The sequence below is a fragment of the Nevskia sp. genome (genome assembly GCF_021732705.1).
GTDB lineage: Bacteria > Pseudomonadota > Gammaproteobacteria > Nevskiales > Nevskiaceae > Nevskia.
The window spans coordinates 26,812-46,789 of record NZ_JAKFUM010000023.1; the positions used below are offsets into that span (position 1 = coordinate 26,812).

Annotated in this window: 32 protein-coding genes; all 32 read right to left on the bottom strand. The window is 60.9% G+C overall.

The genetic code is table 11. From position 1 onward, the window contains the following. Positions 1 to 2: 2 nt before the first annotated feature. Positions 3 to 542 carry a hypothetical protein gene (locus tag QZ951_RS19570; protein ID WP_293003655.1) on the bottom strand — a complete coding sequence of 180 codons (540 nt, stop codon included), beginning with the start codon at positions 540 to 542 and terminating at the stop codon, positions 3 to 5. A gap of 48 nt (positions 543 to 590) precedes the next feature. Continuing rightward, a complete protein-coding gene (locus QZ951_RS19575; RefSeq protein WP_293003657.1) occupies positions 591 to 1,805 on the bottom strand; it encodes an aspartyl/asparaginyl beta-hydroxylase domain-containing protein in 1,215 nt (404 codons plus the stop codon). A gap of 86 nt (positions 1,806 to 1,891) precedes the next feature. Further along, entirely contained in the window at positions 1,892 to 4,849 is a 2,958-nt protein-coding gene (locus tag QZ951_RS19580) for a TonB-dependent receptor (RefSeq protein ID WP_293003659.1), read from the bottom strand. A 503-nt stretch (positions 4,850 to 5,352) separates the two neighbouring features. Then, positions 5,353 to 5,742, bottom strand: coding sequence for a 50S ribosomal protein L17 (rplQ, locus tag QZ951_RS19585; RefSeq protein WP_293003661.1), 390 nt, complete (start codon positions 5,740 to 5,742; stop codon positions 5,353 to 5,355). Positions 5,743 to 5,836: 94 nt separating this feature from the next. Continuing rightward, positions 5,837 to 6,820: a DNA-directed RNA polymerase subunit alpha gene (gene rpoA, locus QZ951_RS19590; protein ID WP_293003663.1), complete on the bottom strand. Its 984-nt coding sequence runs from the start codon at positions 6,818 to 6,820 to the stop codon at positions 5,837 to 5,839. A 100-nt stretch (positions 6,821 to 6,920) separates the two neighbouring features. Continuing rightward, positions 6,921 to 7,541 (bottom strand): 30S ribosomal protein S4, encoded by a 621-nt coding sequence (gene rpsD, locus QZ951_RS19595; protein WP_293003665.1) that lies wholly within the window; start codon positions 7,539 to 7,541, stop codon positions 6,921 to 6,923. A 12-nt stretch (positions 7,542 to 7,553) separates the two neighbouring features. Continuing rightward, a complete protein-coding gene (gene rpsK / locus QZ951_RS19600) occupies positions 7,554 to 7,958 on the bottom strand; it encodes a 30S ribosomal protein S11 (RefSeq protein WP_293003667.1) in 405 nt (134 codons plus the stop codon). Between the two features lie 22 nt (positions 7,959 to 7,980). Beyond that, a complete protein-coding gene (gene rpsM / locus QZ951_RS19605; protein ID WP_293003669.1) occupies positions 7,981 to 8,337 on the bottom strand; it encodes a 30S ribosomal protein S13 in 357 nt (118 codons plus the stop codon). A gap of 234 nt (positions 8,338 to 8,571) precedes the next feature. Next, positions 8,572 to 8,685, bottom strand: coding sequence for a 50S ribosomal protein L36 (rpmJ, locus tag QZ951_RS19610; RefSeq protein ID WP_293003671.1), 114 nt, complete (start codon positions 8,683 to 8,685; stop codon positions 8,572 to 8,574). Between the two features lie 49 nt (positions 8,686 to 8,734). Further along, a complete protein-coding gene (gene secY, locus QZ951_RS19615) occupies positions 8,735 to 10,087 on the bottom strand; it encodes a preprotein translocase subunit SecY (protein ID WP_366943994.1) in 1,353 nt (450 codons plus the stop codon). A gap of 35 nt (positions 10,088 to 10,122) precedes the next feature. After that, positions 10,123 to 10,557: a 50S ribosomal protein L15 gene (gene rplO / locus QZ951_RS19620; protein WP_293003675.1), complete on the bottom strand. Its 435-nt coding sequence runs from the start codon at positions 10,555 to 10,557 to the stop codon at positions 10,123 to 10,125. A gap of 85 nt (positions 10,558 to 10,642) precedes the next feature. Further along, positions 10,643 to 10,831 carry a 50S ribosomal protein L30 gene (gene rpmD, locus QZ951_RS19625; RefSeq protein ID WP_293003677.1) on the bottom strand — a complete coding sequence of 63 codons (189 nt, stop codon included), beginning with the start codon at positions 10,829 to 10,831 and terminating at the stop codon, positions 10,643 to 10,645. A 16-nt stretch (positions 10,832 to 10,847) separates the two neighbouring features. Next, the gene (gene rpsE, locus QZ951_RS19630; RefSeq protein WP_293003679.1) at positions 10,848 to 11,363 is read right to left on the bottom strand and encodes a 30S ribosomal protein S5; all 516 of its coding nucleotides are present in this window, start codon (positions 11,361 to 11,363) and stop codon (positions 10,848 to 10,850) included. A gap of 4 nt (positions 11,364 to 11,367) precedes the next feature. Next, positions 11,368 to 11,724: a 50S ribosomal protein L18 gene (gene rplR / locus QZ951_RS19635; protein WP_293003681.1), complete on the bottom strand. Its 357-nt coding sequence runs from the start codon at positions 11,722 to 11,724 to the stop codon at positions 11,368 to 11,370. Positions 11,725 to 11,817: 93 nt separating this feature from the next. Beyond that, the gene (gene rplF, locus QZ951_RS19640; RefSeq protein WP_293003683.1) at positions 11,818 to 12,348 is read right to left on the bottom strand and encodes a 50S ribosomal protein L6; all 531 of its coding nucleotides are present in this window, start codon (positions 12,346 to 12,348) and stop codon (positions 11,818 to 11,820) included. A gap of 14 nt (positions 12,349 to 12,362) precedes the next feature. Beyond that, positions 12,363 to 12,758 carry a 30S ribosomal protein S8 gene (rpsH, locus tag QZ951_RS19645; RefSeq protein ID WP_293003684.1) on the bottom strand — a complete coding sequence of 132 codons (396 nt, stop codon included), beginning with the start codon at positions 12,756 to 12,758 and terminating at the stop codon, positions 12,363 to 12,365. Between the two features lie 80 nt (positions 12,759 to 12,838). Next, positions 12,839 to 13,144 carry a 30S ribosomal protein S14 gene (rpsN, locus tag QZ951_RS19650; protein ID WP_293003686.1) on the bottom strand — a complete coding sequence of 102 codons (306 nt, stop codon included), beginning with the start codon at positions 13,142 to 13,144 and terminating at the stop codon, positions 12,839 to 12,841. A gap of 15 nt (positions 13,145 to 13,159) precedes the next feature. After that, entirely contained in the window at positions 13,160 to 13,699 is a 540-nt protein-coding gene (gene rplE / locus QZ951_RS19655; protein WP_293003688.1) for a 50S ribosomal protein L5, read from the bottom strand. 86 nt (positions 13,700 to 13,785) lie between these two features. Beyond that, on the bottom strand, positions 13,786 to 14,112 hold the full coding sequence (rplX, locus tag QZ951_RS19660) for a 50S ribosomal protein L24 (RefSeq protein WP_293003690.1): 327 nt from the start codon (positions 14,110 to 14,112) through the stop codon (positions 13,786 to 13,788). 17 nt (positions 14,113 to 14,129) lie between these two features. Then, the gene (gene rplN, locus QZ951_RS19665; RefSeq protein WP_293003692.1) at positions 14,130 to 14,495 is read right to left on the bottom strand and encodes a 50S ribosomal protein L14; all 366 of its coding nucleotides are present in this window, start codon (positions 14,493 to 14,495) and stop codon (positions 14,130 to 14,132) included. A gap of 5 nt (positions 14,496 to 14,500) precedes the next feature. Next, a complete protein-coding gene (gene rpsQ, locus QZ951_RS19670; RefSeq protein ID WP_293003694.1) occupies positions 14,501 to 14,809 on the bottom strand; it encodes a 30S ribosomal protein S17 in 309 nt (102 codons plus the stop codon). Beyond that, entirely contained in the window at positions 14,806 to 15,024 is a 219-nt protein-coding gene (gene rpmC, locus QZ951_RS19675; RefSeq protein WP_293003696.1) for a 50S ribosomal protein L29, read from the bottom strand. The genes rpsQ and rpmC overlap by 4 nt, the downstream gene beginning before the upstream one ends. Before the next feature lie 78 nt (positions 15,025 to 15,102). After that, a complete protein-coding gene (rplP, locus tag QZ951_RS19680; RefSeq protein ID WP_293003699.1) occupies positions 15,103 to 15,516 on the bottom strand; it encodes a 50S ribosomal protein L16 in 414 nt (137 codons plus the stop codon). Between the two features lie 37 nt (positions 15,517 to 15,553). Then, the gene (gene rpsC / locus QZ951_RS19685) at positions 15,554 to 16,243 is read right to left on the bottom strand and encodes a 30S ribosomal protein S3 (RefSeq protein WP_293003701.1); all 690 of its coding nucleotides are present in this window, start codon (positions 16,241 to 16,243) and stop codon (positions 15,554 to 15,556) included. A 14-nt stretch (positions 16,244 to 16,257) separates the two neighbouring features. Further along, positions 16,258 to 16,599: a 50S ribosomal protein L22 gene (gene rplV / locus QZ951_RS19690; protein ID WP_293003703.1), complete on the bottom strand. Its 342-nt coding sequence runs from the start codon at positions 16,597 to 16,599 to the stop codon at positions 16,258 to 16,260. Between the two features lie 10 nt (positions 16,600 to 16,609). Beyond that, positions 16,610 to 16,885 (bottom strand): 30S ribosomal protein S19, encoded by a 276-nt coding sequence (rpsS, locus tag QZ951_RS19695; protein WP_293003706.1) that lies wholly within the window; start codon positions 16,883 to 16,885, stop codon positions 16,610 to 16,612. A gap of 35 nt (positions 16,886 to 16,920) precedes the next feature. Continuing rightward, positions 16,921 to 17,751, bottom strand: a complete 831-nt coding sequence (gene rplB, locus QZ951_RS19700) for a 50S ribosomal protein L2 (RefSeq protein WP_293003708.1) — start codon at positions 17,749 to 17,751, stop codon at positions 16,921 to 16,923. Positions 17,752 to 17,766: 15 nt separating this feature from the next. Then, positions 17,767 to 18,069 carry a 50S ribosomal protein L23 gene (gene rplW, locus QZ951_RS19705; RefSeq protein ID WP_366943996.1) on the bottom strand — a complete coding sequence of 101 codons (303 nt, stop codon included), beginning with the start codon at positions 18,067 to 18,069 and terminating at the stop codon, positions 17,767 to 17,769. An 11-nt stretch (positions 18,070 to 18,080) separates the two neighbouring features. Continuing rightward, the gene (rplD, locus tag QZ951_RS19710) at positions 18,081 to 18,686 is read right to left on the bottom strand and encodes a 50S ribosomal protein L4 (protein WP_293003712.1); all 606 of its coding nucleotides are present in this window, start codon (positions 18,684 to 18,686) and stop codon (positions 18,081 to 18,083) included. A 19-nt stretch (positions 18,687 to 18,705) separates the two neighbouring features. Further along, a complete protein-coding gene (gene rplC / locus QZ951_RS19715) occupies positions 18,706 to 19,341 on the bottom strand; it encodes a 50S ribosomal protein L3 (protein WP_293003714.1) in 636 nt (211 codons plus the stop codon). Between the two features lie 15 nt (positions 19,342 to 19,356). After that, complete coding sequence (rpsJ, locus tag QZ951_RS19720; protein WP_022978588.1) at positions 19,357 to 19,674, bottom strand: 30S ribosomal protein S10; 318 nt, start codon at positions 19,672 to 19,674, stop codon at positions 19,357 to 19,359. A 182-nt stretch (positions 19,675 to 19,856) separates the two neighbouring features. Then, positions 19,857 to 19,978: hypothetical protein (locus QZ951_RS19725; protein WP_293003720.1), on the bottom strand; the 122-nt coding region annotated here is incomplete at its 5' end.

Genomic DNA, 19,978 nt, shown 5'->3' on the forward strand with positions numbered 1-19,978 from the left:
GATTACTGAATACGCCGCACCTTGAAACGCGGGCCGCCATCCGTGAACCTCATCCAAAAGCTGCCGATCAGATTGCGGTCGAGCTTGACCGGTGGATTGGTGCCCACGTAGTCGTAACTGCGATCGTCAGTGACCTTCCAGCGCTGGCCATTGTCGAGCACGAAAACCTTGCCCTGGCTGATGCCGTCAACGGTCCCGACGACCGACGCCGTGATGACGCGGGGCTGTTCGATGGGTTCTTTGGGAAGCGCCGTCGCGCCAAAGTTCTCATCTGGAACCACCGGCGGCGATGCCTGGCTGGTGACAGCCGCCGGGCGAGGTGCCGGGTCGGCGATAGCAGCATCGGCCGCTGCAGGCTTTGCGACGGTCCCGATCCCATCGAAGCATTTCAGGCGCTCCGCATCGCCCGGAATCGTCTTGCATGCGGCCAAAGACTCAGCGACGCCGGCTGTCGCCGGAAAATGAACCAGTACTGGCAGGATCAACAGCACGACGCCTGCCTGCATCAGTTGCCTGGGACGTCGTTTCTGGGATTCGGACATTGAAATTCGCTCTCGAACGGGACCCGCGCAGCACCAGGTGCCCTCAATCTACAGGTTGCCGCCACTCACGGATTCTATTCCGTTGAAACGATCGATCGATGTCATCACAGACGCCACCATTCGCCGCTCGGCTTCGCTGAGCAGCGGGTTCCAGACATCGAAGATCATCACGACGCGATCCTCGTCGCTGTCGTTCCAGGCTTCGTGCTCGATCGTGTCATCGAACACCCAAGCCTCACCGACCTTCCATTCCCGCGTGACGTTGCCAACACGAAAGCCGCAGCCTGGCGGCACGATCAGCGGCAAATGAACGACCAGGCGGATGTTGGCGACGCCGGTGTGCGGCGGAATTCGGGTTCTTGCGCGCAGCACCGAAAACATTGCTGCCGGCATCCGACCCTGGACTTGCGGCTGCGGAAGGCGCTCGAGCAGGCGGGTCGTCTTGGGACAGCGCTTGCAGTTCTCGACCTCGCGCCGGCCCATGTTGAAAAAATGGTACGCGCTCCACCGCGTCGAACGATTCAGGTCGGACCATTGATCCAGCGGAACGCCATCCGGGTAGGACACATAGGGCGTGAAATGCCCAGATTGCCGCATCACGGCCTGAAGTTCTTCGGTGATCTCGCCGGTGCTCGCTTCAAGTTCCGCAAGCCACGGAAAGGCATTGCGTTCATGGAATTCAACGGCCGGCAACCCCGGATAGTAGTAATCCGTCGGTTCCTGTCGGTAGATACGGCGCACGCCGAGGGTGGCATCGACAAATAAATCGACACGCCGAGCCTCGGCATCGGTCACCCTGCCCTGTTCGACTTCGAGGGCATCCTTCACGAACTCGCTCAGCTCCTGAACGTATCGATGATGGACCTTGCGAGCATGTTCCACTGCCTTCTGTGTTGGTGCATCCAGTGGCGTGCCGTGTGGCAACTGGGCCAACGCGCGGCCATAAGTGATGGCAGCGCTTCGTGTCTCCCCTTCCCGCTCCTGCAGCGAACCTTTCATCAGCAGGCCGAGAAAAAGCTTCGGCTCCATCGCAAGCGCTTGTTCCAGCGCTCCCAGCGCAGCCACGTGATTGCCGAGCGCACGGTATGCGCCGGCCATGCTCAGATGAAGATAAGGGTCGCTACCGTCCAGTTCGGTGGCTTCACTCAAGGCCTGAATCGCTTCGGCAAGCCGTCCGACAGCCAAAGCGTGGCTTGCTGTCGTCTTCAAGCGCTTCAAGCGTTCCTGCTCGGGGATCACCCTCGACGAATCGTTCTGGCTCACGAATGACAGTCTCTTCTGACTCATGACAAAAAACGGGCCGGTTTCCCGGCCCGTTCTTTTGCAGCTGACTGCGCCCTACGTCGCGCTTAGAAGTCGAGCACGATGTTGGCGTACAGGTAACGGCCCAGCGTGTCGTAAACCTGCGGGAACGTGTTCCCGTTGACCACGACACCCGGCGACACCGTCTGCGACAGGATCGGCGGATCGTTGTCGAGCAGGTTCTGCACGCCCAGGCGGAACGTGTACGAGCCGGCAAACGTGACGGCGGCCGACAGGTCAACGTAGCTCTGAGCATCGATCCGACGGTTGAGGTCGTTCGGGCCCGAAGCGTCATCCGCCGTGACATGGCCGAAGTAGCGCCAGGCTGCCGAGAACGTCAGCACGCTGTCGAGGATCGGAGTCGGCACGGTGTACGTCGTGCGGAAGCGATGGCGCCAGAGCGGCACCGGAACGCCGCACTGAATACCGTAGTTGCCGGCACACGAGTAGTTCGCCGACGGGTCGCCCGGAATCGGCGAAACGTTCTGCTCGAGCGTACGCGTACCCTGCAGATCGAAGTTCAGCGAGCCGGAACGGCTGCCGAGACCGAGGTCCGCAAGACGAAGACGGTAGTTCACGCTGACGTCGACACCGGTCGAAGTCAACGAACCCGTGTTCTGCGTGGTGTTGACGACAAAGCCGCCATTGCCGATCCACAGGCTACCGAATGCTGCACCCGGACCGTTGTCGCGCTGAATCAGGTTGCAGAGTGCGCCGCGGGTGTAGCACGAGTCGATGATCGTGTCGCCACCGTAGCCGCCGATGAAGCCGTCAACCGTGATGTCGAAGTAGTCGAGGGCAATCGACAGACCCTTGACGAACGTCGGCGTGAACACGAGGCCGGCCGTGTAGGTGTCGGCCTTTTCGGACTGCAGGCCCGGCGACGTACCAATCTGCTGGTTGTACTGATTGGCCGGGTTGGCAAGGATATTGCCGTACAGCGTCGGGTTGGCCGCGATCAGCGGATCGTTGGCGCACTGAGCGCGGGTACCGCCGCCTTCAACGATGCCCGTGGCGGGATCGATGACTCCGGCGCAAGGATCGGCGTTGACGCCGAGCGCAACGCGCGTCGGGTCAACGATTTCGCCGATCGCCGGCGCGCGGACTGCGCGGTTGTAGCCACCGCGGAAGCGCACGTCCTGAACCGGTGCCCATTCGCCGTCGACCTTGTAGGTGTTCGTCGACGACGTCTGGGTGTAATCCGAGTAGCGATACGCGGCGGCAATGCCCAGTTCGTGGAAGCCGGGGAGCCCCTGGGCCAGCGGGATGCGGACTTCGCCAAACAGTTCCTTCACCGCGACCGAGCCGGAAATCGGGAGCGTCGGCGCGCCCTGACCCGCGAGGTCACCGGTCTGGAACGAAATGTCGGTGTCGAGATTGCCGGTTTCGCGGCGGTACTCACCACCGAACGCGATCGACAGACCGTCCTTCGCGAACGGCGACTGGATGCCGTATTCGCCGAGTGCGCCCGTGATCGAACCGGTCGCGACCTGCTGCGTCGTCTGGCCGTTCTGCAAGCCCGGCACCTGCAGGTAGTTGATGGCGTCAGCACTCTGACGCTGCGGGCTGAACGCGTTGAACGGCACGCAGTTCGGATCGGTTCCGTCGATCACCGAGCGGCAAACGATCTGACCGCTGTCATCCCGAACCACGTCAAGCGCGCGACGTGCGCGAACCAGCGAGAACTCGTTGCGGTAGACCTCACTGAAGATCGTGGTGCCGTACTGGATCGACGTGTCGTAGCTCCACGCCTTGAGGAACTCGCCCTTGACGCCGAACACGGCGCGATAGGCCGTATTGCGAAGATTGTCGTCGCGACCACCGCCTTCCACGTTGCGGCGAAGAACCGTGATGTCGAGCGAATCCTGTCCGCCAGCGAACAGCTGATTGCGCTGCGTCGGCGTCAGGAAAGCGTAGTCAGGGGTGATGGTGATGGTTTCACCGAAAATGCCCGACGGCGCGATCACCGCATTGGTGCGCGTGTCGTTGAAGAGCAGCTGCGTGTAGACGTCGGCCGCATCGTTGAACTTGTAGTGCGCGAAACCGCCGAGGCCGTAGCGCTCCTGGTTACGCTGATAGAAGTTGAACGGAGCGAAGTTGAACGCGTCTCGCGCACCAACGTACGGACGGACGCCGTCGCCCGTCGGATCCGGCGTGAACGAGCCGAGGAACGAAGCACCGTCGAACACGAAAAGCTGGGACGGGAACGTGGTACCCGAACCCGCGCACTGATAACGCGAAGAGCCCAGGTTGTTGAACGTGCAGGAGCTGAAATCGCGGCGATCCTGCGTGACAGGATCCAGCTGCAGGTAGTTCGCAAACACGGTCGCGTTGCCCTTGCCGTCGCCGGAATTGACGCCGAGCGTGATCGAGAGCTGATGACCCTGGCCGTCAAACTGATTCTTGTCCGGCGTCGGGAAGCCACGAGCATCGACCACTGCACCGAGGGCGTTGTTGTTCGTGTGCTGGTAGCCGCTGCGCTGGTAATCAACGCGGACGCCTTCGTAATCCTTCTGCAGCGTGAAGTTGACGACGCCGGCGATGGCATCGGAACCGTAAATTGCGGAGGCGCCGCCGGTCAGAATTTCGACCGACTGGATCAGCTGCGTCGGAATGAAGTTCAAGTCCGCAGCGGTGTTGCCTGGCACACCCGGCTGCAGGCGCTTGCCATCGACCAGAACAAGGGTACGTGCCGGGCCGAGGTTGCGAAGGTCAACCGTTGCGGTGCCGGTCGTGCCGTTCGAGAGGTTGCCACCGTCACCAGCAAACACCGCCGGGATGTTGTTCAGCAAGTCTTCGACGCGGGTCGTGCCCTGAAACTTGATTTCTTCCTTGCCAATAACCGTGACCGGGCTGTTGCTGGTCAGCGTCGGCGATTTGATTCGGGAACCCGTGACCTGCACGCCACCCAGCTGCTTGGCAGCACCGTTGGGAGCCGCTGCGTCATCGGCCTGCGCAACTTCCGTTGCCGCTGCTGCCGGAGCTTGCGCGAGCTCCTGAGCCATCGCATTTCCAGCTATCGCGCTCACACCGGCAACGAATGCCAGCCTTGCCGCCAGCCGCAACCTACCGTCTGCACTCAGATTCATCGTGATTTCTCCCTACTGTTTTTTGACAAGCCGATCAAACGAGTCTGCGCTCGCCATATCGGGGAATGTGACCATTTGAAGAATAGTCTTGCCCTTGAAGCAACGTCAACATTCGGTCGGAGATTCCGCAGGTAAAGCTGACGTTACGCTGCCGGAACGCCGCGCAATACCTGTGCCATTCAGCTTCCCGAACACGCATCAGGGTAAGTTTTGACTTCCATCGGCCGCTTCGATGAACGCTGAAGAACTCCTGTGATATCGGGCCCTTGCACTGTCTTCCCGGCGCAGCCGAACGTTCTGCCGAGTATCCGCTCTGCCAGAGGCAGCTCAAGACGGGAGACATTTAGTTTGAAATATGACCAGCCCGCCACGAAAAAGGGCGCCGAAGCGCCCTTTCTTTCAACTTTTCCGAATTGGAATCAAGCTTCCGCCGCCTCTGCTGCCGCGGCAGTCGGACGGCCCACCAGTTCGACGTACGCCATCGGCGCATTGTCACCCGGACGGAAGCCGCAACGCAGGATCCGCAGATAGCCACCCGGGCGCGCCTGGTAGCGCGGACCCAGCTCGAGGAACAACTTCTGGGTCATCGCACGATCGCGCAGGCGGCTGAACACGATGCGGCGATTGGCAACGCTGTCGGCCTTCGCGCGCGTGATCAGCGGCTCAGCAACGCGACGCAGTTCCTTCGCCTTCGGCACGGTGGTCCGGATCAGCTCATGCTGGAACAGCGACACGGCCATGTTCTGCAGATCGGCCTTGCGGTGGCTCGTGGTACGGCCAAGACGGCGGCCGGCAACTTTGTGGCGCATGGTTTAACTCAGTTATCGATGGCGACCGGCACAACACCAGTTCGCGCGGTTGATGATTTGATCCCGACGGAGCACCGTGCTCCGCCAAGCGTCTTCAGGCCGAAACCTTCGGCGATGACCAGTTGTCGAGCTTCATCCCGAGCTCCAGGTCGTGCGCCTTCAGCGCTTCCTTGATCTCGTTCAGCGACTTCTTGCCCAGATTCGGGGTCTTCATCAGCTCGGTCTCGCCACGCTGCACGAGATCGCCGATGTAGTACACGTTCTCGGCCTTGAGGCAATTGGTCGAACGAACGCCGAGTTCCAGATCGTCGATCGGACGGAACAGAATCGGGTTCAGATCCGGCTTCGATGCCTTCGGACTCGTCTCGAGATCCGGGTCCAGATCAACGAAGATCGCGAGCTGGTCACGGAGGATGCGAGCGGCAAAACGAACCGCCTCGCCAGCATCGATGCCACCATTGGTGTCGACGTCGAGAATCAGCTTGTCGAGGTCGGTACGCTGCTCGACACGCGCGCGCTCCACGGCATAGCTCACACGACGAACCGGGCTGTACGACGCGTCGAGCTGCAGCGAACCGATCGCCGAACCTTCGTCCTCGTTGACCTGGGCGCGCGCCGCAGCCGGCTGATAGCCACGACCACGCGTGACTTTCAAGGTCATGCTGATCTTGCCGCCGGTGAGATTGGCGATGACCAGATCCGGGTTGACGATCTCGACATCGTGGTCGAGCTGGATGTCACCGGCCGTGATCGGACCCTTGCCGCTCTTCTCGAGCTTCAGGACGGCCGACTCGCGTGCATTCATGCGAACAGCGATGTTCTTGATGTTCAGCAGGATATCGATGACGTCTTCCTGCACGCCTTCGATCGCGCTGTACTCGTGAACCACGCCGTCGATCTGCGCTTCAGTGATGGCAGCGCCCGGCACGGACGACAGCAGAATGCGACGAAGTGCATTTCCCAGCGTGTGGCCGAAGCCACGCTCAAGCGGCTCAAGCGTGATCCGGGAGCGATGCGAAGAAATCTGCTCGACGTCAACAACGCGCGGCTTGAGGAAACTGGCGACGGAACCCTGCATGTAATGACCTCTTGAAACAGTGGCCACAAGCTGGAGGCCCGTGGCAAAGCGACGCAGCACAAAACCGAAGGCTGCCTGGAAGGCAGCCTTCGATCTCTACTTACTTGGAGTAAAGCTCGACGACCAGATTCTCGTTGATGTCCTGAACGATCTGATCGCGTTCCGGAAGGGACTTGAACACGCCCTTGAGCGCCTTCTCGTCAACTTCCACCCACTCCGGCAGACCGATCTGCGACGCAACGGACAGGGCCTGCGCGATGCGCGTCTGGTTGCGCGACTTCTCGCGGACCTGGATCACGTCGCCAACCTGGACGCTGTACGACGGAATGTTCACGCTCTTGCCGTTGACCAGAATCGCCTTGTGACCAACCAGCTGGCGGGCTTCGGCGCGCGTGGCCGAAAAACCCATCCGGTATACGACGTTGTCGAGGCGCTGCTCGAGGAACCGAAGCAGGTTCAAGCCAGTGGCACCCTTCGAACGCGTGGCCTTCTGGTAATAGTTGCGGAACTGACGCTCCAGCAGACCATACATCTGCTTCAGCTTCTGCTTTTCGCGAAGCTGCAGCGCGTAGTCCGACAGACGCTGCTTGCGGGCACCATGCTGGCCGGGCGGCGTGTCGAGTTTGCACTTGGTTTCAAGCGAGCGACCACGGCTCTTGAGCAGCAGGTCAGTGCCGGCGCGGCGGGCGAGTTTGCAGGTAGGACCGATATAACGTGCCATTTCGATCTCTCCTTACACGCGGCGACGCTTGGACGGACGGCAGCCGTTATGCGGAATCGGCGTGACGTCAGTGATGTTGGTGACCTTGAAACCGGCGGCGTTCAGCGAACGCACCGCCGACTCGCGACCCGGGCCGGGGCCCTTGATGCGAACTTCCAGATTCTTGACGCCGTGCTCGGCAGCCGCCGTTGCAGCCCGCTCAGCGGCAATCTGCGCAGCGAACGGCGTCGACTTGCGCGACCCCTTGAAGCCGCAGGCACCGGCAGTCGACCAGGACAGGGCGTTGCCCTGACGATCGGTGATCAGCACGATGGTGTTGTTGAATGACGCGTGAACGTGGGCGACAGCGTCGGACACGTTCTTCTTGACGCGCTTGCGAGCCTTGGCGGCTGCAGCAGCGGCGGAGGTATTGGCCATGAGTCTCTAAATCCTGCTGGGCTTACTTGCGGATGGCTTTGCGCGGACCCTTGCGGGTGCGGGCATTGGTGCGAGTGCGCTGGCCGCGAACCGGCAAGCCACGACGATGACGCTGCCCGCGGTAGCAACCCATGTCCATCAGGCGCTTGATGCTCATCGACACTTCGCGACGAAGGTCGCCTTCGACTGCAAACTTCGCAATTTCGCCGCGAAGCTGGTCGAGTTCGCCTTCCGTCAGGGTCTTGATCTGAACGGTGGGGCTGACCTTCGCTGCCTCGCAAATCTTGCGAGCGCGGGTCGCGCCGATTCCGTAGATCGACTGCAGCGCGATCACGGTGTGCTTGTTGGCCGGGACATTGACGCCCGCAATACGTGCCATCGAAAACCTCGTTACTTGTGCCAGCGGCGCAGGGAGCCGCAAAGTATACCGGACTAGTCCTGAATCTTGCAATTCAAGGACGTTAGCTGCCGAGGTCTGCGCTGTGCGCGCTGGTCCTCTCCGAAAACGACAGCATTCCTAACCACGATCCCACGACTTGAGGTGAGCCCTCAGGTCCTTCAGCAATCCCCGAATCCGGCAGCTACCGATTCACCGTGGAGCGGGGCTTCAGGTTTAGCCCTGGCGCTGCTTGTGACGCAGATCCGAACACATCACCCGGACGACGCCGTTACGGCGAACGACCTTGCAGTTACGGCAGATTTTCTTGACGGAAGCTCGAACTTTCATGGCGCGATCTCAACAACCGGTTGCCCGGCAATGACAGGATGGAAAATGCTCAGCTCGGCCGGACGACGCCCGGACGACCTGCGTTATTGCTCAAGGACTTCAGGTTTGCCTTCTTCAGCAGACCGTCGTACTGGTGCGACATCAAATGCGCCTGCAGCTGCGCCATGAAATCCATGACCACCACGACCGTGATCAGCAGCGACGTGCCACCGAACGTGAACGGGACGTTGAAGTAAGTCACCAAGAACTCAGGGGTCAAGCATACGGCCGTGATGTAGATGGCGCCGGCAACCGTCAGACGGGTCAGAACGTTGTCGATGTACTTCGCGGTTTGCAGGCCGGGACGAACGCCCGGCACGAATGCGCCGGACTTCTTGAGGTTCTCAGCCGTCTCACGCGAATCGAACACCAGCGCGGTGTAGAAAAAGCAGAAGAAAATCATCATCAGCGCGTACAGGATCGTGTACAGCGCCTGCCCCGGCGACAGCGCATTCGCCAGCGACTGCATGAACCCGCCGTTCCCTTCGCCTCCGAAGAACCGAACCATCGAGGCCGGGAACAGGATGATGCTGGACGCGAAAATCGGCGGAATCACACCCGCCATGTTCAGCTTCAGCGGCAGGTGCTGCGTCTGAGCAGCAAACAGCTTGCGACCCTGCTGCCGGCGAGCGTGGTGAATCGGGATGCGACGCTGCGCACGTTCGACGAATACGACAAACGTCGTGACGACGCCAACCAGTGCAAGCACCAGGATCGCGATGACCGGGTTGAGCGAGCCTTCGCTGATCAGCTGTGCCGTAGCGCCAACGGCGGCAGGCATGGACGACACGATGCCGGCGAAAATCAGCATCGACATGCCGTTGCCGATACCGCGCTCCGTGATCTGCTCACCGAGCCACATCATGAACATCGTACCGGTCACGAGACTGACGGCAGCCGTGAAAATGAAACCGAAACCGGGAGCCAGCGCCACGCTGGACTGCAGTGCATAGGCCGCGCCAACTGCCTGGAAGGTGGCCAGCCCGAGCGTGCCGTAACGCGTGTACTTGGTCAGCTTGCGCCGACCGGCCTCGCCTTCCTTCTTCAGCTCCTTCAGCTGCGGAGTCGTGGCGGCCATCAGCTGAACGATGATCGAAGCCGAAATGTACGGCGTGACGCCAAGAGCGAAGATCGACAGACGACGCAGCGCACCGCCAGAGAACATGTTGAACATGTCCAGGATCGTGCCCTTCTGCTGATCGAAGAGCTGTGCGAGCTTGACAGGATCGATGCCCGGCACCGGGATGAAAGACCCAATGCGATACACGATCAGCGCGCCCAGCAGGAACAGGAGCCGGCTGCGCACTTCGCCGAGCTTGCTCAGATCCGGCATCATGCCGCCAGCACCGGGAGTCTTGGCCATCTGATTCGCCTGACGAGTCGGAAAACGGGGACTGCTTATTCTGCGACGTTACCGCCAGCCGCCACGATCGCTTCGCGCGCACCTTTGGTGACGCCAACGCCCTTGATCGTGATCTTGCGGGTCAGCGAACCGGACTTGATCAGCTTCGCCTGCAGAATCTGCGACTGCACGACGCCTTCGGCCTTGAGCACAGCGAGATCGATTTCCGTCGCCGACATCTTCTCGAGATCCGAGAGCCGAACTTCGGCGGTGAGCTTGCCGATCGCGGAGTTGAAGCCGCGCTTCGGCAAACGACGCTGGATCGGCATCTGGCCGCCTTCAAAGCCGATCTTGCCTCGGCCACCCTTGCGAGCGCGCTGACCCTTGTGGCCACGGCCCGCAGTCTTGCCGATGCCGGAGCCGATGCCGCGACCGACACGGACGCGCTCAGTCTTGGCGCCATCGGCAGGCTTGATCGTATTGAGTTTCATAGCAGCACTATCCAGGAATTCAGATCAGAAAACGTGATTCGACAACGAGCGATTGATCCACGGCGGGCGTAGCGCCCGCACGGAATCAAACCTCTTCGACCTTCAGCATGAATCCGACCTTGCGGACCATGCCCAGATTTTCCGGCGTTGCCGCGATCTGCACCGACTGGTGCATGCGCGACAGACCGAGGCCCCGGACGCACGCGCGGTGCGCCTGCAGGCGGCCGAACACGCTCTTCACGAGGGTGACTTTGAGTTGCTTGTTCGCGGTCATGACGGGTCTCGTTGAATTAGCCGAGGATTTCTTCGATCGTCTTGCCACGCTTGGCAGCGATCAGGGACGGCTGGTTCAGCTTCTGCAGCGCATCGACGGTCGCGCGAACCATGTTCATCTTGTTGCGCGAACCAAACGACTTCGCCAGCACGTTCTGCACGCCAGCCACTTCAAACACTGCGCGCATCGCGCTGCCGGCGATGACGCCAGTACCGTCCGAGGCGGGCTTCATGAACACGCGCGTCGCGCCGTGAACACCCCAGATCTCGTGCTGCAGCGTCAGCCCCTTGAGCTCGACGGAGATCATGTTCTTGCGTGCCTTTTCCATCGCCTTCTGGATGGCAACCGGCACTTCGCGCGCCTTGCCGTAGCCGAAGCCGACTCGACCGGAACCGTCGCCAACCACGGTCAACGCGGTGAAAGTGAACTGCTTGCCGCCCTTCACCGTCTTGGAGACGCGATTGACAGCAACCAGCTTCTCCTTGAAGTCGCCGCTCTGCGAATCGTCGAAATTGTAGTTCGGGTTTGCCATTTAATTAGAACTCCAGACCAGCTTCACGGGCGGCGTCGGCCAGCGCCTTGATGCGGCCGTGATACTGAAAACCCGAACGGTCGAATGCGACCTTCGTGATACCGGCCGCTTTGGCGCGCTCGGCGATCGTCGCACCCACCTTCTTGGCAGCATCGACATTGCCGGTGGCATCGAGGCCTTCGGCCACCGACTTCTCGACAGTCGACGCAGCAACAAGGGTCACACCGCCATCACCCGCGATGATCTGCGCGTAAATGTGACGCGGCGTGCGATGCACCGACAGGCGATTCGTACCCAGTTCGGCGATCTTGGCGCGCGTCCGGCGCGCGCGGCGCAGACGGGATTCTTTCTTCGGGCTCATAACACTAGTTCCAATGACAAATTTCAGTGACCGACCGAGCGGCCGGGCATCGAACGATCACGAAGATCTCGATGCTGACCGCTGCTTCACTCCTTACTTCTTCTTCGCTTCCTTCAGAACGATCTTCTCGTCCGAGTAGCGAACGCCCTTGCCCTTATAAGGCTCCGGCGGGCGGTGGCTGCGCAGCGTCGCCGCAATCTGACCGACCAGCCGCTTGTCAGCGCCCTGGATCACGACCTCGGTCTGCGTCGGGACGGTGATCGTGATGCCATCCGGCACCATGAAATCGACCGGATGCGACAGACCCACCGCCAGGTTCAGCTTCTTGCCGGTCAGCGTTGCGCGGTAACCGACACCCACCAACGTCAGCTTCTTTTCATAACCCTTGGTCACGCCAAGCACCATGCTCGCCAACAGCGCGCGAACTGTGCCCGACATCGCCGGCGACGCCTTGATCGACTCCTCGGCGACGGTCACGACACCGTTGTTGAACTCGACCTTGACTTCCTTCGGCAGCGGCAGCGACAGGCTTGCCTTCGCGCCCTTCACGCTCAATTCAGTGGCGGAGCTCTTGAACTCGACGCCAGCCGGAATCGTCACCGGCATTCTTGCAACTCGTGACATGTTTCTGCTCTCCCTTAGGCGACGATGCAGACGACTTCGCCGCCCTGACCCGCTTCGCGCGCCTTGCGGTCGCTCAGCATGCCCTTTGACGTCGAGATGATCGCCACGCCGAGACCGGCGAGCACACGCGGCAGCTCATCGCTGCCCTTGTAGATGCGCAGCGACGGCTTGCTGACACGGTCGAGACGCTCGATGACCGGCTTGCCCTGGAAGTATTTCAGGGTCACGGTGATCTTCTTCTTCTGACCCTCGGTCGCAACCGAGAAATCGCCGATGTAGCCTTCATCCTTCAGCACCGCGGCGATGGCTTCACGCTGCTTCGACGACGGCGAGGTGATGAACTTCTTGCGGGCCTGCTGACCGTTGCGAATGCGGGTCAGAAAGTCACCGATGGGATCGTTGATGCTCATTCAATTCATTCCAGTGGGGGTTGGCCGGTGGTCCATCGCAGGATGCATCGCGATGCCTCGCCGACAACTGGTGCAGATTCTTACCAGCTCGCCTTCTTCAAGCCAGGGATCTCGCCGCGCGAGGCAGCTTCACGGAGCTTGGTGCGAGACAGGCCGAACTTGCGGTAGACACCACGCGAACGACCCGTGACATTGCAGCGGTTGCGCTGGCGAATCGGGCTCGAATCGCGTGGCAGCTTCTGAAGCTTCTCGACGGCCGCCATCTTGTCGTCGTAAGACGCGTTCGGATCGACGATGGTCGCCTTCAGCGCCTTGCGCTTCTTGGCGAACTTCTTGGCAAGTTCAGCGCGGTTCTTCTCGCGCTCCAGCATGTTGGTCTTGGCCATGTTTCGGACTCGGTCTTACTTGCGGAACGGGAAGCTGAATGCGTCGAGGAGCGCGCGGCCCTCTTCATCGTTCTTCGCCGTGGTGGTGATCGTGATGTTCATGCCGCGGATCGCATCGACCTTGTCGTAGTCGATTTCCGGGAAGATGATCTGTTCGGTGATGCCGAAGTTGTAGTTCCCTTGGCCATCGAAGCCGTTGGCCTTCAGACCGCGGAAGTCACGGATGCGCGGCAGCGCGATCGAGATCAGACGCTCCAGGAATTCGTACATCTGCTGGCTGCGCAGAGTCACCTTCACACCGACCGGATAGTTCTCGCGCACCTTGAACGCCGCGATCGAGATACGGGTCTTGGTGACCACCGGCTTCTGGCCCGCGATCGCCGTCATGTTGGCAACGGCATGCTCGATGACCTTCTTGTCGGAGGTCGCCTCGCCCACGCCCATGTTCAGGGTGATCTTGGTGATCTTCGGGGTCGCCATCGCGTTGCACTTCAGCTTTTCGCGAAGTGCCGGTGCGACGGTGTTCTGGTAGTGCGTCTGCAAATTGGCGGCCATGACTCTGTTTCCGTTATCTGTGGCTGATTCTGGCGAGGTCGGCATCGATGCCGCACTGTTCGCTGGTCACCAGCAACTACTGCAAATTAGGCGTCGAGAACTTCCTGATTCGACTTGAAGAAGCGAACCTTGCGCTTGGCATCGCCTTCACCGACGAACTTGAAGCCGACGCGGTCGCCCTTGCCGGTCTTCGCGTTGAAGAGCATGACGTTGGACGCATCGATCGGCATTTCCTTCTCGACGATCCCGCCGCTGACGCCGGCCTGCGGGTTGCCCTTCTGGTGCTTCTTGGCCAGGTTCAGGCCTTCGACGATGATCTTGCCGTCATCCTGAACGGCGGACACGGTGCCACGACGACCCTTGTCCTTGCCGGTGATGACGATGATCTCGTCGCCTTTCTTGATCTTGCGCATTGCTATGGCCTACGACTTCAGAGGACTTCAGGAGCCAGCGAGATGATGCGCATGTACCGCTCGCGCAACTCGCGGGTCACCGGTCCGAAAATACGGGTACCGATCGGTTCCAGCTTGGTCGTCAGCAGCACGGCCGCGTTCGTGTCGAAGCGGATCGTGGAGCCGTCCGAGCGACGTACGCCCTTCTTGGTGCGGACAACAACGGCGTCATGCACTTCGCCCTTCTTGACCTTGCCGCGCGGGATCGCGTCCTTGACGGTCACCTTGATCAGGTCACCGACGCAGGCATAGCGGCGATGGGTCGAACCCTTGACCTGGATGACCTGCACGATCTTGGCGCCGCTGTTGTCAGCGACCACCAGCATTGATTCCTGTTGGACCATGGCGCTTAGACTCCGGCCTTGGCGGCAGCTTCACGCTGCTGCAGTTCGCTGGCGCTCTCGAGCACTTCCACGAGGCGGAAGAATTTCGAACGCGACAGCGGACGGGTTTCGACGATGGCAACGAGGTCGCCCTCGTGGCACTGGTTGTTCTCGTCGTGCGCGTGCAGCTTGGTCGTCTTGCGCAGCAGCTTCCCGTACAGCGGATGCTTGACCGTACGCTCGACGGCAACCGTGATGGTCTTGTCCATCTTGTTGCTGATCACGCGACCCACGATGCGACGCTGGGTCGCCACCACTTCATTCACTTCGCTCATGACGCCTTCGCCTGCTTTTGGGCCTGCTGCTGCATGATGGTCTTGACGCGCGCAATCTTCTTGCGGACGTCATGCACCAGATTCGACTGGGTGAGCTGACCGACAGCCGCCTGCATGCGCAGGTTGAACTGCTCCTTGCGCAGCGCCGCCAGCTCGGTCTTCAGATCCGCCGGGGACTTGTCCCGCAGCGTCTTCACAAATTCGGTGGTCTTCATAACTCTTTTCCAGTGACTAGTGGTGGGTGGCTACTGAACGACTTGGAAGTCAACCAGGAACCACAGGCCACTGCTTGCTTACAGAATCGTGCGCTGCACGAAGGTGGTCTTGACCGGCAGCTTTGCGGCAGCGAGCTTAAATGCCTCGCGCGCATCGACTTCGCTCACACCTTCGAGCTCATACAGCATCTTGCCCGGCTGGATCTTGGCGACCCACCATTCGACGTTGCCCTTGCCCGAACCCATTCGAACTTCCAGCGGCTTGCGGGTGACCGGGACGTCCGGGAAGATCCGGATCCACATCTTGCCGCCGCGCTTCACGTAACGGGTGATGACACGGCGGGCAGCTTCGATCTGGCGAGCGGTCAGCGCACCGCGCTCCGTCGACTTCAGACCGAATTCGCCGAACGACACCTTGTTGCCGTTCTGCGCCAGGCCACGATTGTGGCCCTTCTGCTGCTTTCTGAATTTGGTTCGCTTGGGCTGCATCATGGCAGCGCTCTCCTAGAGACTGGGTGTGGTGACAGGACTAGACGGACGCCTGCTCGGCGCCTTCATCCTTTCTGGAGGTCTGGCGATCGGCTTCAAACACTTCGCCGTTGAATACCCAGACCTTGACACCGATGACGCCATAGGTCGTCTTCGCTTCGGCAGTGCCGTAGTCGATGTAAGCACGGAGCGTGTGAAGCGGCACGCGACCCTCGCGATACCACTCGGTACGCGCGATTTCAGCGCCGTTCAGACGACCACCCACCTGAATCTTGATGCCGCCGGCGCCCAGGCGCATCGCATTGGTCACGGCACGCTTCATCGCGCGGCGGAACATGATGCGACGCTCGAGCTGCTGCGCAACGCTTTCGGCAATCAGCTTCGAATCGAGTTCCGGCTTGCGGATTTCTTCAACCGAGATGTGCACGGAATCCGGCTTCAGGGTCATGATCTTCGAGACTTCCTGACGGAGCTTCTCGATGTCCTCACCCTTCTTGCCGATCACGATGCCCGGACGCGCCGTGTGGATCGTGACGCGCGCCGACTTCGCCGGACGGTCGATCTGAACACGCGAAACCGACGCCTGCGCCAGCTTCTTGAACAGGAACTCACGGACGAGACGATCCTTGTTCAGATTGTCGCCGTAGGCACCGCGCTCTGCGTACCAGTTCGACGTCCACTGCGTCGAGACGCCAAGACGGAACAGATTCGGATTGATTTTGTGACCCATGAATACTCTTCCCGTTAACCCTTGATGCCGTCGGAGACGCGAATCGTCACGTGGCTCGTGCGCTTCAGAATGCGATCGGCGCGGCCCTTGGCACGCGGACGGATGCGCTTCATGGTCGGGCCTTCATCGACGAAGATCTCGGAGATCTTGAGTTCGTCGACATCGGCACCGTTGTTGTTCTCGGCGTTGGCGATGGCCGACTCGAGAACCTTGCGGATGATCCCCGACGCGCGGTTGCGCGAGAACTTCAGGAGATTCAACGCCTGATCGACCTTCTGGCCGCGAACCTGATCAGCAACCAGGCGAGCCTTCTGCGGGGACAGGCGAACGAACTTCAACACGGCTTGCGTCTGCATGGTTCGCTCCTTAGGCCGACTTCTTGTCGCCGGCCGTGTGGCCCTTGAACGTACGGGTCGGCGAGAACTCGCCCAGCTTGTGGCTGATCATGTTCTCGGTGATGAAAACCGGAACATGCAGACGACCGTTATGGACCTGCAGGGTCAGACCGACCATGTCTGGGGTCACCATCGAACGGCGCGACCAGGTCTTGATCGGCTTCTTGACACGGCTGCCCTGGGCATCGGCCACCTTCTTTGCGAGGTGGTGGTCGATGAAAGGACCTTTCTTGACGGAACGCGACATGACGTGCTCTCAGAATTCGTGCAGAAAAACGCGTACTACTTCTTGTGGCGGCTACGGACGATGAACTTCTCCGTCCGCTTGTTGTTGCGAGTCTTGAGACCCTTCGCCTTCTGGCCCCACGGCGACACCGGATGCGGATTGCCCTGACCGGATTTGCCTTCACCACCACCGTGCGGGTGATCGACGGGGTTCATGACGACACCACGGACGGTCGGACGAATGCCCTTCCAGCGCTTGGCACCCGCCTTGCCGTAATGGCGAAGGTTGTGTTCGCTGTTGGAAACTTCGCCGAGCGTCGCACGGCATTCGCTGTGAACCAGGCGCATTTCGCCGGAACGCAGACGCACCGTCGCGTATTCGCCTTCGCGGGCGACCAGCTGCACGGCAGCACCGGCAGAACGCGCCAGCTGCGCGCCCTTGCCGAGGCGAAGCTCGATGCAGTGGATCGTCGAACCGACCGGGATGTTGCGGATCGGCAGGCTGTTGCCCGGCTTGATCGGCGCATCGGAACCCGACTGGATCGCATCGCCGACGCTCACGCCCTTCGGCGCGATGATGTAGCGACGCTCGCCGTCCTTGTACAGCAGCAGAGCGATGTGGGCGCTGCGATTCGGATCGTATTCGATCCGCTCGACCTTGGCCGGGATCGAATCCTTGTCACGCTTGAAATCGATCAGGCGATAGTGCTGCTTGTGACCGCCGCCCTGATGACGCGTCGTGATGTGACCATGGTTGTTGCGACCACCGTTCGAGCTCTTCGACTCGAGCAGCGGCGCGTACGGACGACCCTTGAACAGCTCCGGGTGCGTCACCGAGATCACATGACGGCGACCTGGGCTGGTCGGCTTCATTTTCTGGAGAGGCATTTCTCGTCGCTCCGATTAGCTGTTGGAACCAGCCAGGAAATCAATTTCCTGACCTGCGGCGAGCGTGACGTAGGCCTTCTTCCAGTCGGAACGAACGCCGACGGAACCGCCGAACCGCTTGATCTTGCCCTTGACGTTCAGCGTACGAACCGCCTCAACCTTGACGTTGAACAGCTTTTCGACCGCTTCCTTGATTTCTGGCTTCTTCGCGTTGCGAAGCACCTTGAACACGGCCTCGTTCTGCTTTTCGGCAACGCGCGTGCTCTTTTCCGAGACCACCGGCGCCAGAATCAGCTGATGCAGGCGCTCGCCCGAGATCTTCAACTTGCTCATGACAGCCAGGCCTCCAGCTTCTTGACCGCCGGGGCAGTCAAAAGCACCTTCTTGAACGACAGCAGCGAAACCGGGTTGATGCCGTTGACGTCGACGACGTTCACGCGGTGCAGGTTGCGCGCCGACAGGAACAGATTGTGGTCGACGGTATCGGTGACGATCAGGATGTCGCTCTCGCCGACCGTGTTCAGCTTCTCGACCAGCGACTTCGTCTTCGCGGCTTCCACCGTGAACGAGTCGGCGACGATCAGCGAACCATTGCGGTTCAGCTCGGAAATGATCGAACGGATGGCACCGCGATACATCTTCTTGTTGACCTTCTGGCTGTGGTCACGCGGCACGGCGGCGAACGTCTTGCCGCCACCACGCCACAGCGGGCTGCGGATCGAGCCTGCACGCGCCTGACCCGTGCCCTTCTGCTTCCACGGCTTCTTGCCGCCGCCGGAAACCATGGCCTTCGACTTCTGGGCCTTCGTGCCGGCGCGACCGCCGTTCAGATAGGCCGTCACGACCTGATGCACGAGCGCTTCGTTGTAGTCGACACCGAACACGGTATCGGCAACGGCGAGCGTGCTGTTGCTTGAGTGGAGTTGGATATCCATTGCTTCGTCCGAATGCTTCTTACTTGACCGTCGGATGCACGACGACGTCGGCACCCTTGTGTCCGGGCACGGCGCCCTTGACGAGCAGCAGATTGCGCTCGGCGTCGATGCGAACCACATCCAGATTCAGGGCCGTGATGTTGTCCGAGCCCATGTGGCCGGCCATCTTCTTGCCCTTCCAGACCTTGCCCGGGCTCTGGCGCTGACCGATGGAGCCCGGCACGCGATGCGACAGCGAGTTACCGTGGCTGGCACGACCGCCGCCGAAATTCCAGCGCTTCTGAACGCCGGCGAAGCCCTTGCCGATGCTGACACCCGACACGTCGACGGCCTTGACGCCTTCGAACGAAGTGACCGTGATTTCAGCGCCTGGCGCCAGCTCGTCGCCCTGGCCGTCATTCAGACGGAACTCCCAGAGGCCGCGACCCGCAGCAACACCGGCCTTCTTGTAGTGGCCCGCGAGCGGCTTGGAAACGTGGCTGGACTTCTTTTCGCCTGCGGTGACCTGAACGGCGCGATAGCCGTCGGTTTCCACAGTCTTGACTTGAGTAACGCGATTGGGAGTGCACTCGATCACGGTGACCGGGATCGAATCGCCCGCTTCCGTGAACACGCGGGTCATGCCCGCCTTGCGCCCAACAATACCGATGGTCATGGTCTGCTCCTCGCCTTAGTTGACGCGGATCTGGACTTCGACACCGGCCGGGAGATCGAGCTTGGACAGGGCGTCCACGGTCTTCTCCGTCGGGTCGATAATCTGCATCAGGCGCTTGTGCGTACGGATTTCGTACTGATCACGAGCCGACTTGTCAGCATGCGGCGACACCAGGATGGTGTAGCGCTCCATGCGGGTCGGAAGCGGGATCGGGCCACGAACGACGGCACCGGTGCGCTTCGCTGTTTCAACGATCTCGCGGGCCGATTTGTCGATCAAACGATGATCGAAGGCTTTGAGCCGAATGCGAATCGATTGGCTGGTTGCGGCCATGCTCTCACTCAAGTCTTAAAGAACAACCCGCAGATCGGATGATCAACGGGGAACTAAGGGGCGCGAATTATATCGACCCCTGAACCCCTGTGCAACACATACCGAGAACTATTTTCCGGCAGCGTGCTTCGGGGACAAAAACCCCCGCGAACCCGGTCCGGGCTCGCGGGGGTCGGTACGACTTACTTCAGGATCTTGGTGACGACGCCGGCGCCGACGGTGCGGCCGCCTTCGCGAATCGCGAAGCGGACCTGCTCTTCCATCGCGATCGGAACGATCAGCTCCACCTTCACCTTCACGTTGT

What these genes read in the sequence shown, in the direction of transcription:
- rpmC (WP_293003696.1), bottom strand. Translation starts at nt 15,024, where the DNA reads ATGAAGACCACCGAATTTGTGAAGACGCTGCGGGACAAGTCCCCGGCG.
- rpsE (WP_293003679.1), bottom strand. Translation starts at nt 11,363, where the DNA reads ATGGCAAACCCGAACTACAATTTCGACGATTCGCAGAGCGGCGACTTC.
- rpsC (WP_293003701.1), bottom strand. Translation starts at nt 16,243, where the DNA reads ATGGGTCACAAAATCAATCCGAATCTGTTCCGTCTTGGCGTCTCGACG.
- rplO (WP_293003675.1), bottom strand. Translation starts at nt 10,557, where the DNA reads ATGAAACTCAATACGATCAAGCCTGCCGATGGCGCCAAGACTGAGCGC.
- rplV (WP_293003703.1), bottom strand. Translation starts at nt 16,599, where the DNA reads ATGCAGACGCAAGCCGTGTTGAAGTTCGTTCGCCTGTCCCCGCAGAAG.
- rpsK (WP_293003667.1), bottom strand. Translation starts at nt 7,958, where the DNA reads ATGGCCAATACCTCCGCCGCTGCTGCAGCCGCCAAGGCTCGCAAGCGC.
- rplD (WP_293003712.1), bottom strand. Translation starts at nt 18,686, where the DNA reads ATGGATATCCAACTCCACTCAAGCAACAGCACGCTCGCCGTTGCCGAT.
- rplF (WP_293003683.1), bottom strand. Translation starts at nt 12,348, where the DNA reads ATGTCACGAGTTGCAAGAATGCCGGTGACGATTCCGGCTGGCGTCGAG.
- rpsQ (WP_293003694.1), bottom strand. Translation starts at nt 14,809, where the DNA reads ATGAGCGAAGTGAATGAAGTGGTGGCGACCCAGCGTCGCATCGTGGGT.
- rpmJ (WP_293003671.1), bottom strand. Translation starts at nt 8,685, where the DNA reads ATGAAAGTTCGAGCTTCCGTCAAGAAAATCTGCCGTAACTGCAAGGTC.
- rpsJ (WP_022978588.1), bottom strand. Translation starts at nt 19,674, where the DNA reads ATGGCCGCAACCAGCCAATCGATTCGCATTCGGCTCAAAGCCTTCGAT.
- secY (WP_366943994.1), bottom strand. Translation starts at nt 10,087, where the DNA reads ATGGCCAAGACTCCCGGTGCTGGCGGCATGATGCCGGATCTGAGCAAG.
- rplX (WP_293003690.1), bottom strand. Translation starts at nt 14,112, where the DNA reads ATGCGCAAGATCAAGAAAGGCGACGAGATCATCGTCATCACCGGCAAG.
- rplQ (WP_293003661.1), bottom strand. Translation starts at nt 5,742, where the DNA reads ATGCGCCACAAAGTTGCCGGCCGCCGTCTTGGCCGTACCACGAGCCAC.
- rpmD (WP_293003677.1), bottom strand. Translation starts at nt 10,831, where the DNA reads ATGACCGCGAACAAGCAACTCAAAGTCACCCTCGTGAAGAGCGTGTTC.
- rplC (WP_293003714.1), bottom strand. Translation starts at nt 19,341, where the DNA reads ATGACCATCGGTATTGTTGGGCGCAAGGCGGGCATGACCCGCGTGTTC.
- rpsN (WP_293003686.1), bottom strand. Translation starts at nt 13,144, where the DNA reads ATGGCCAAGACCAACATGCTGGAGCGCGAGAAGAACCGCGCTGAACTT.
- rplR (WP_293003681.1), bottom strand. Translation starts at nt 11,724, where the DNA reads ATGAGCCCGAAGAAAGAATCCCGTCTGCGCCGCGCGCGCCGGACGCGC.
- QZ951_RS19570 (WP_293003655.1), bottom strand. Translation starts at nt 542, where the DNA reads ATGTCCGAATCCCAGAAACGACGTCCCAGGCAACTGATGCAGGCAGGC.
- rpoA (WP_293003663.1), bottom strand. Translation starts at nt 6,820, where the DNA reads ATGCAGGGTTCCGTCGCCAGTTTCCTCAAGCCGCGCGTTGTTGACGTC.
- rplB (WP_293003708.1), bottom strand. Translation starts at nt 17,751, where the DNA reads ATGCCTCTCCAGAAAATGAAGCCGACCAGCCCAGGTCGCCGTCATGTG.
- rplN (WP_293003692.1), bottom strand. Translation starts at nt 14,495, where the DNA reads ATGGTCCAACAGGAATCAATGCTGGTGGTCGCTGACAACAGCGGCGCC.
- rplE (WP_293003688.1), bottom strand. Translation starts at nt 13,699, where the DNA reads ATGGCCGCCAATTTGCAGACGCACTACCAGAACACCGTCGCACCGGCA.
- QZ951_RS19580 (WP_293003659.1), bottom strand. Translation starts at nt 4,849, where the DNA reads ATGGCTCAGGAGCTCGCGCAAGCTCCGGCAGCAGCGGCAACGGAAGTT.
- rpsM (WP_293003669.1), bottom strand. Translation starts at nt 8,337, where the DNA reads ATGGCACGTATTGCGGGCGTCAATGTCCCGGCCAACAAGCACACCGTG.
- rpsD (WP_293003665.1), bottom strand. Translation starts at nt 7,541, where the DNA reads ATGGCACGTTATATCGGTCCTACCTGCAAACTCGCCCGCCGCGCCGGC.
- rpsH (WP_293003684.1), bottom strand. Translation starts at nt 12,758, where the DNA reads ATGAGCATCAACGATCCCATCGGTGACTTTCTGACCCGCATTCGCAAC.
- rpsS (WP_293003706.1), bottom strand. Translation starts at nt 16,885, where the DNA reads ATGTCGCGTTCCGTCAAGAAAGGTCCTTTCATCGACCACCACCTCGCA.
- rplP (WP_293003699.1), bottom strand. Translation starts at nt 15,516, where the DNA reads ATGATGCAGCCCAAGCGAACCAAATTCAGAAAGCAGCAGAAGGGCCAC.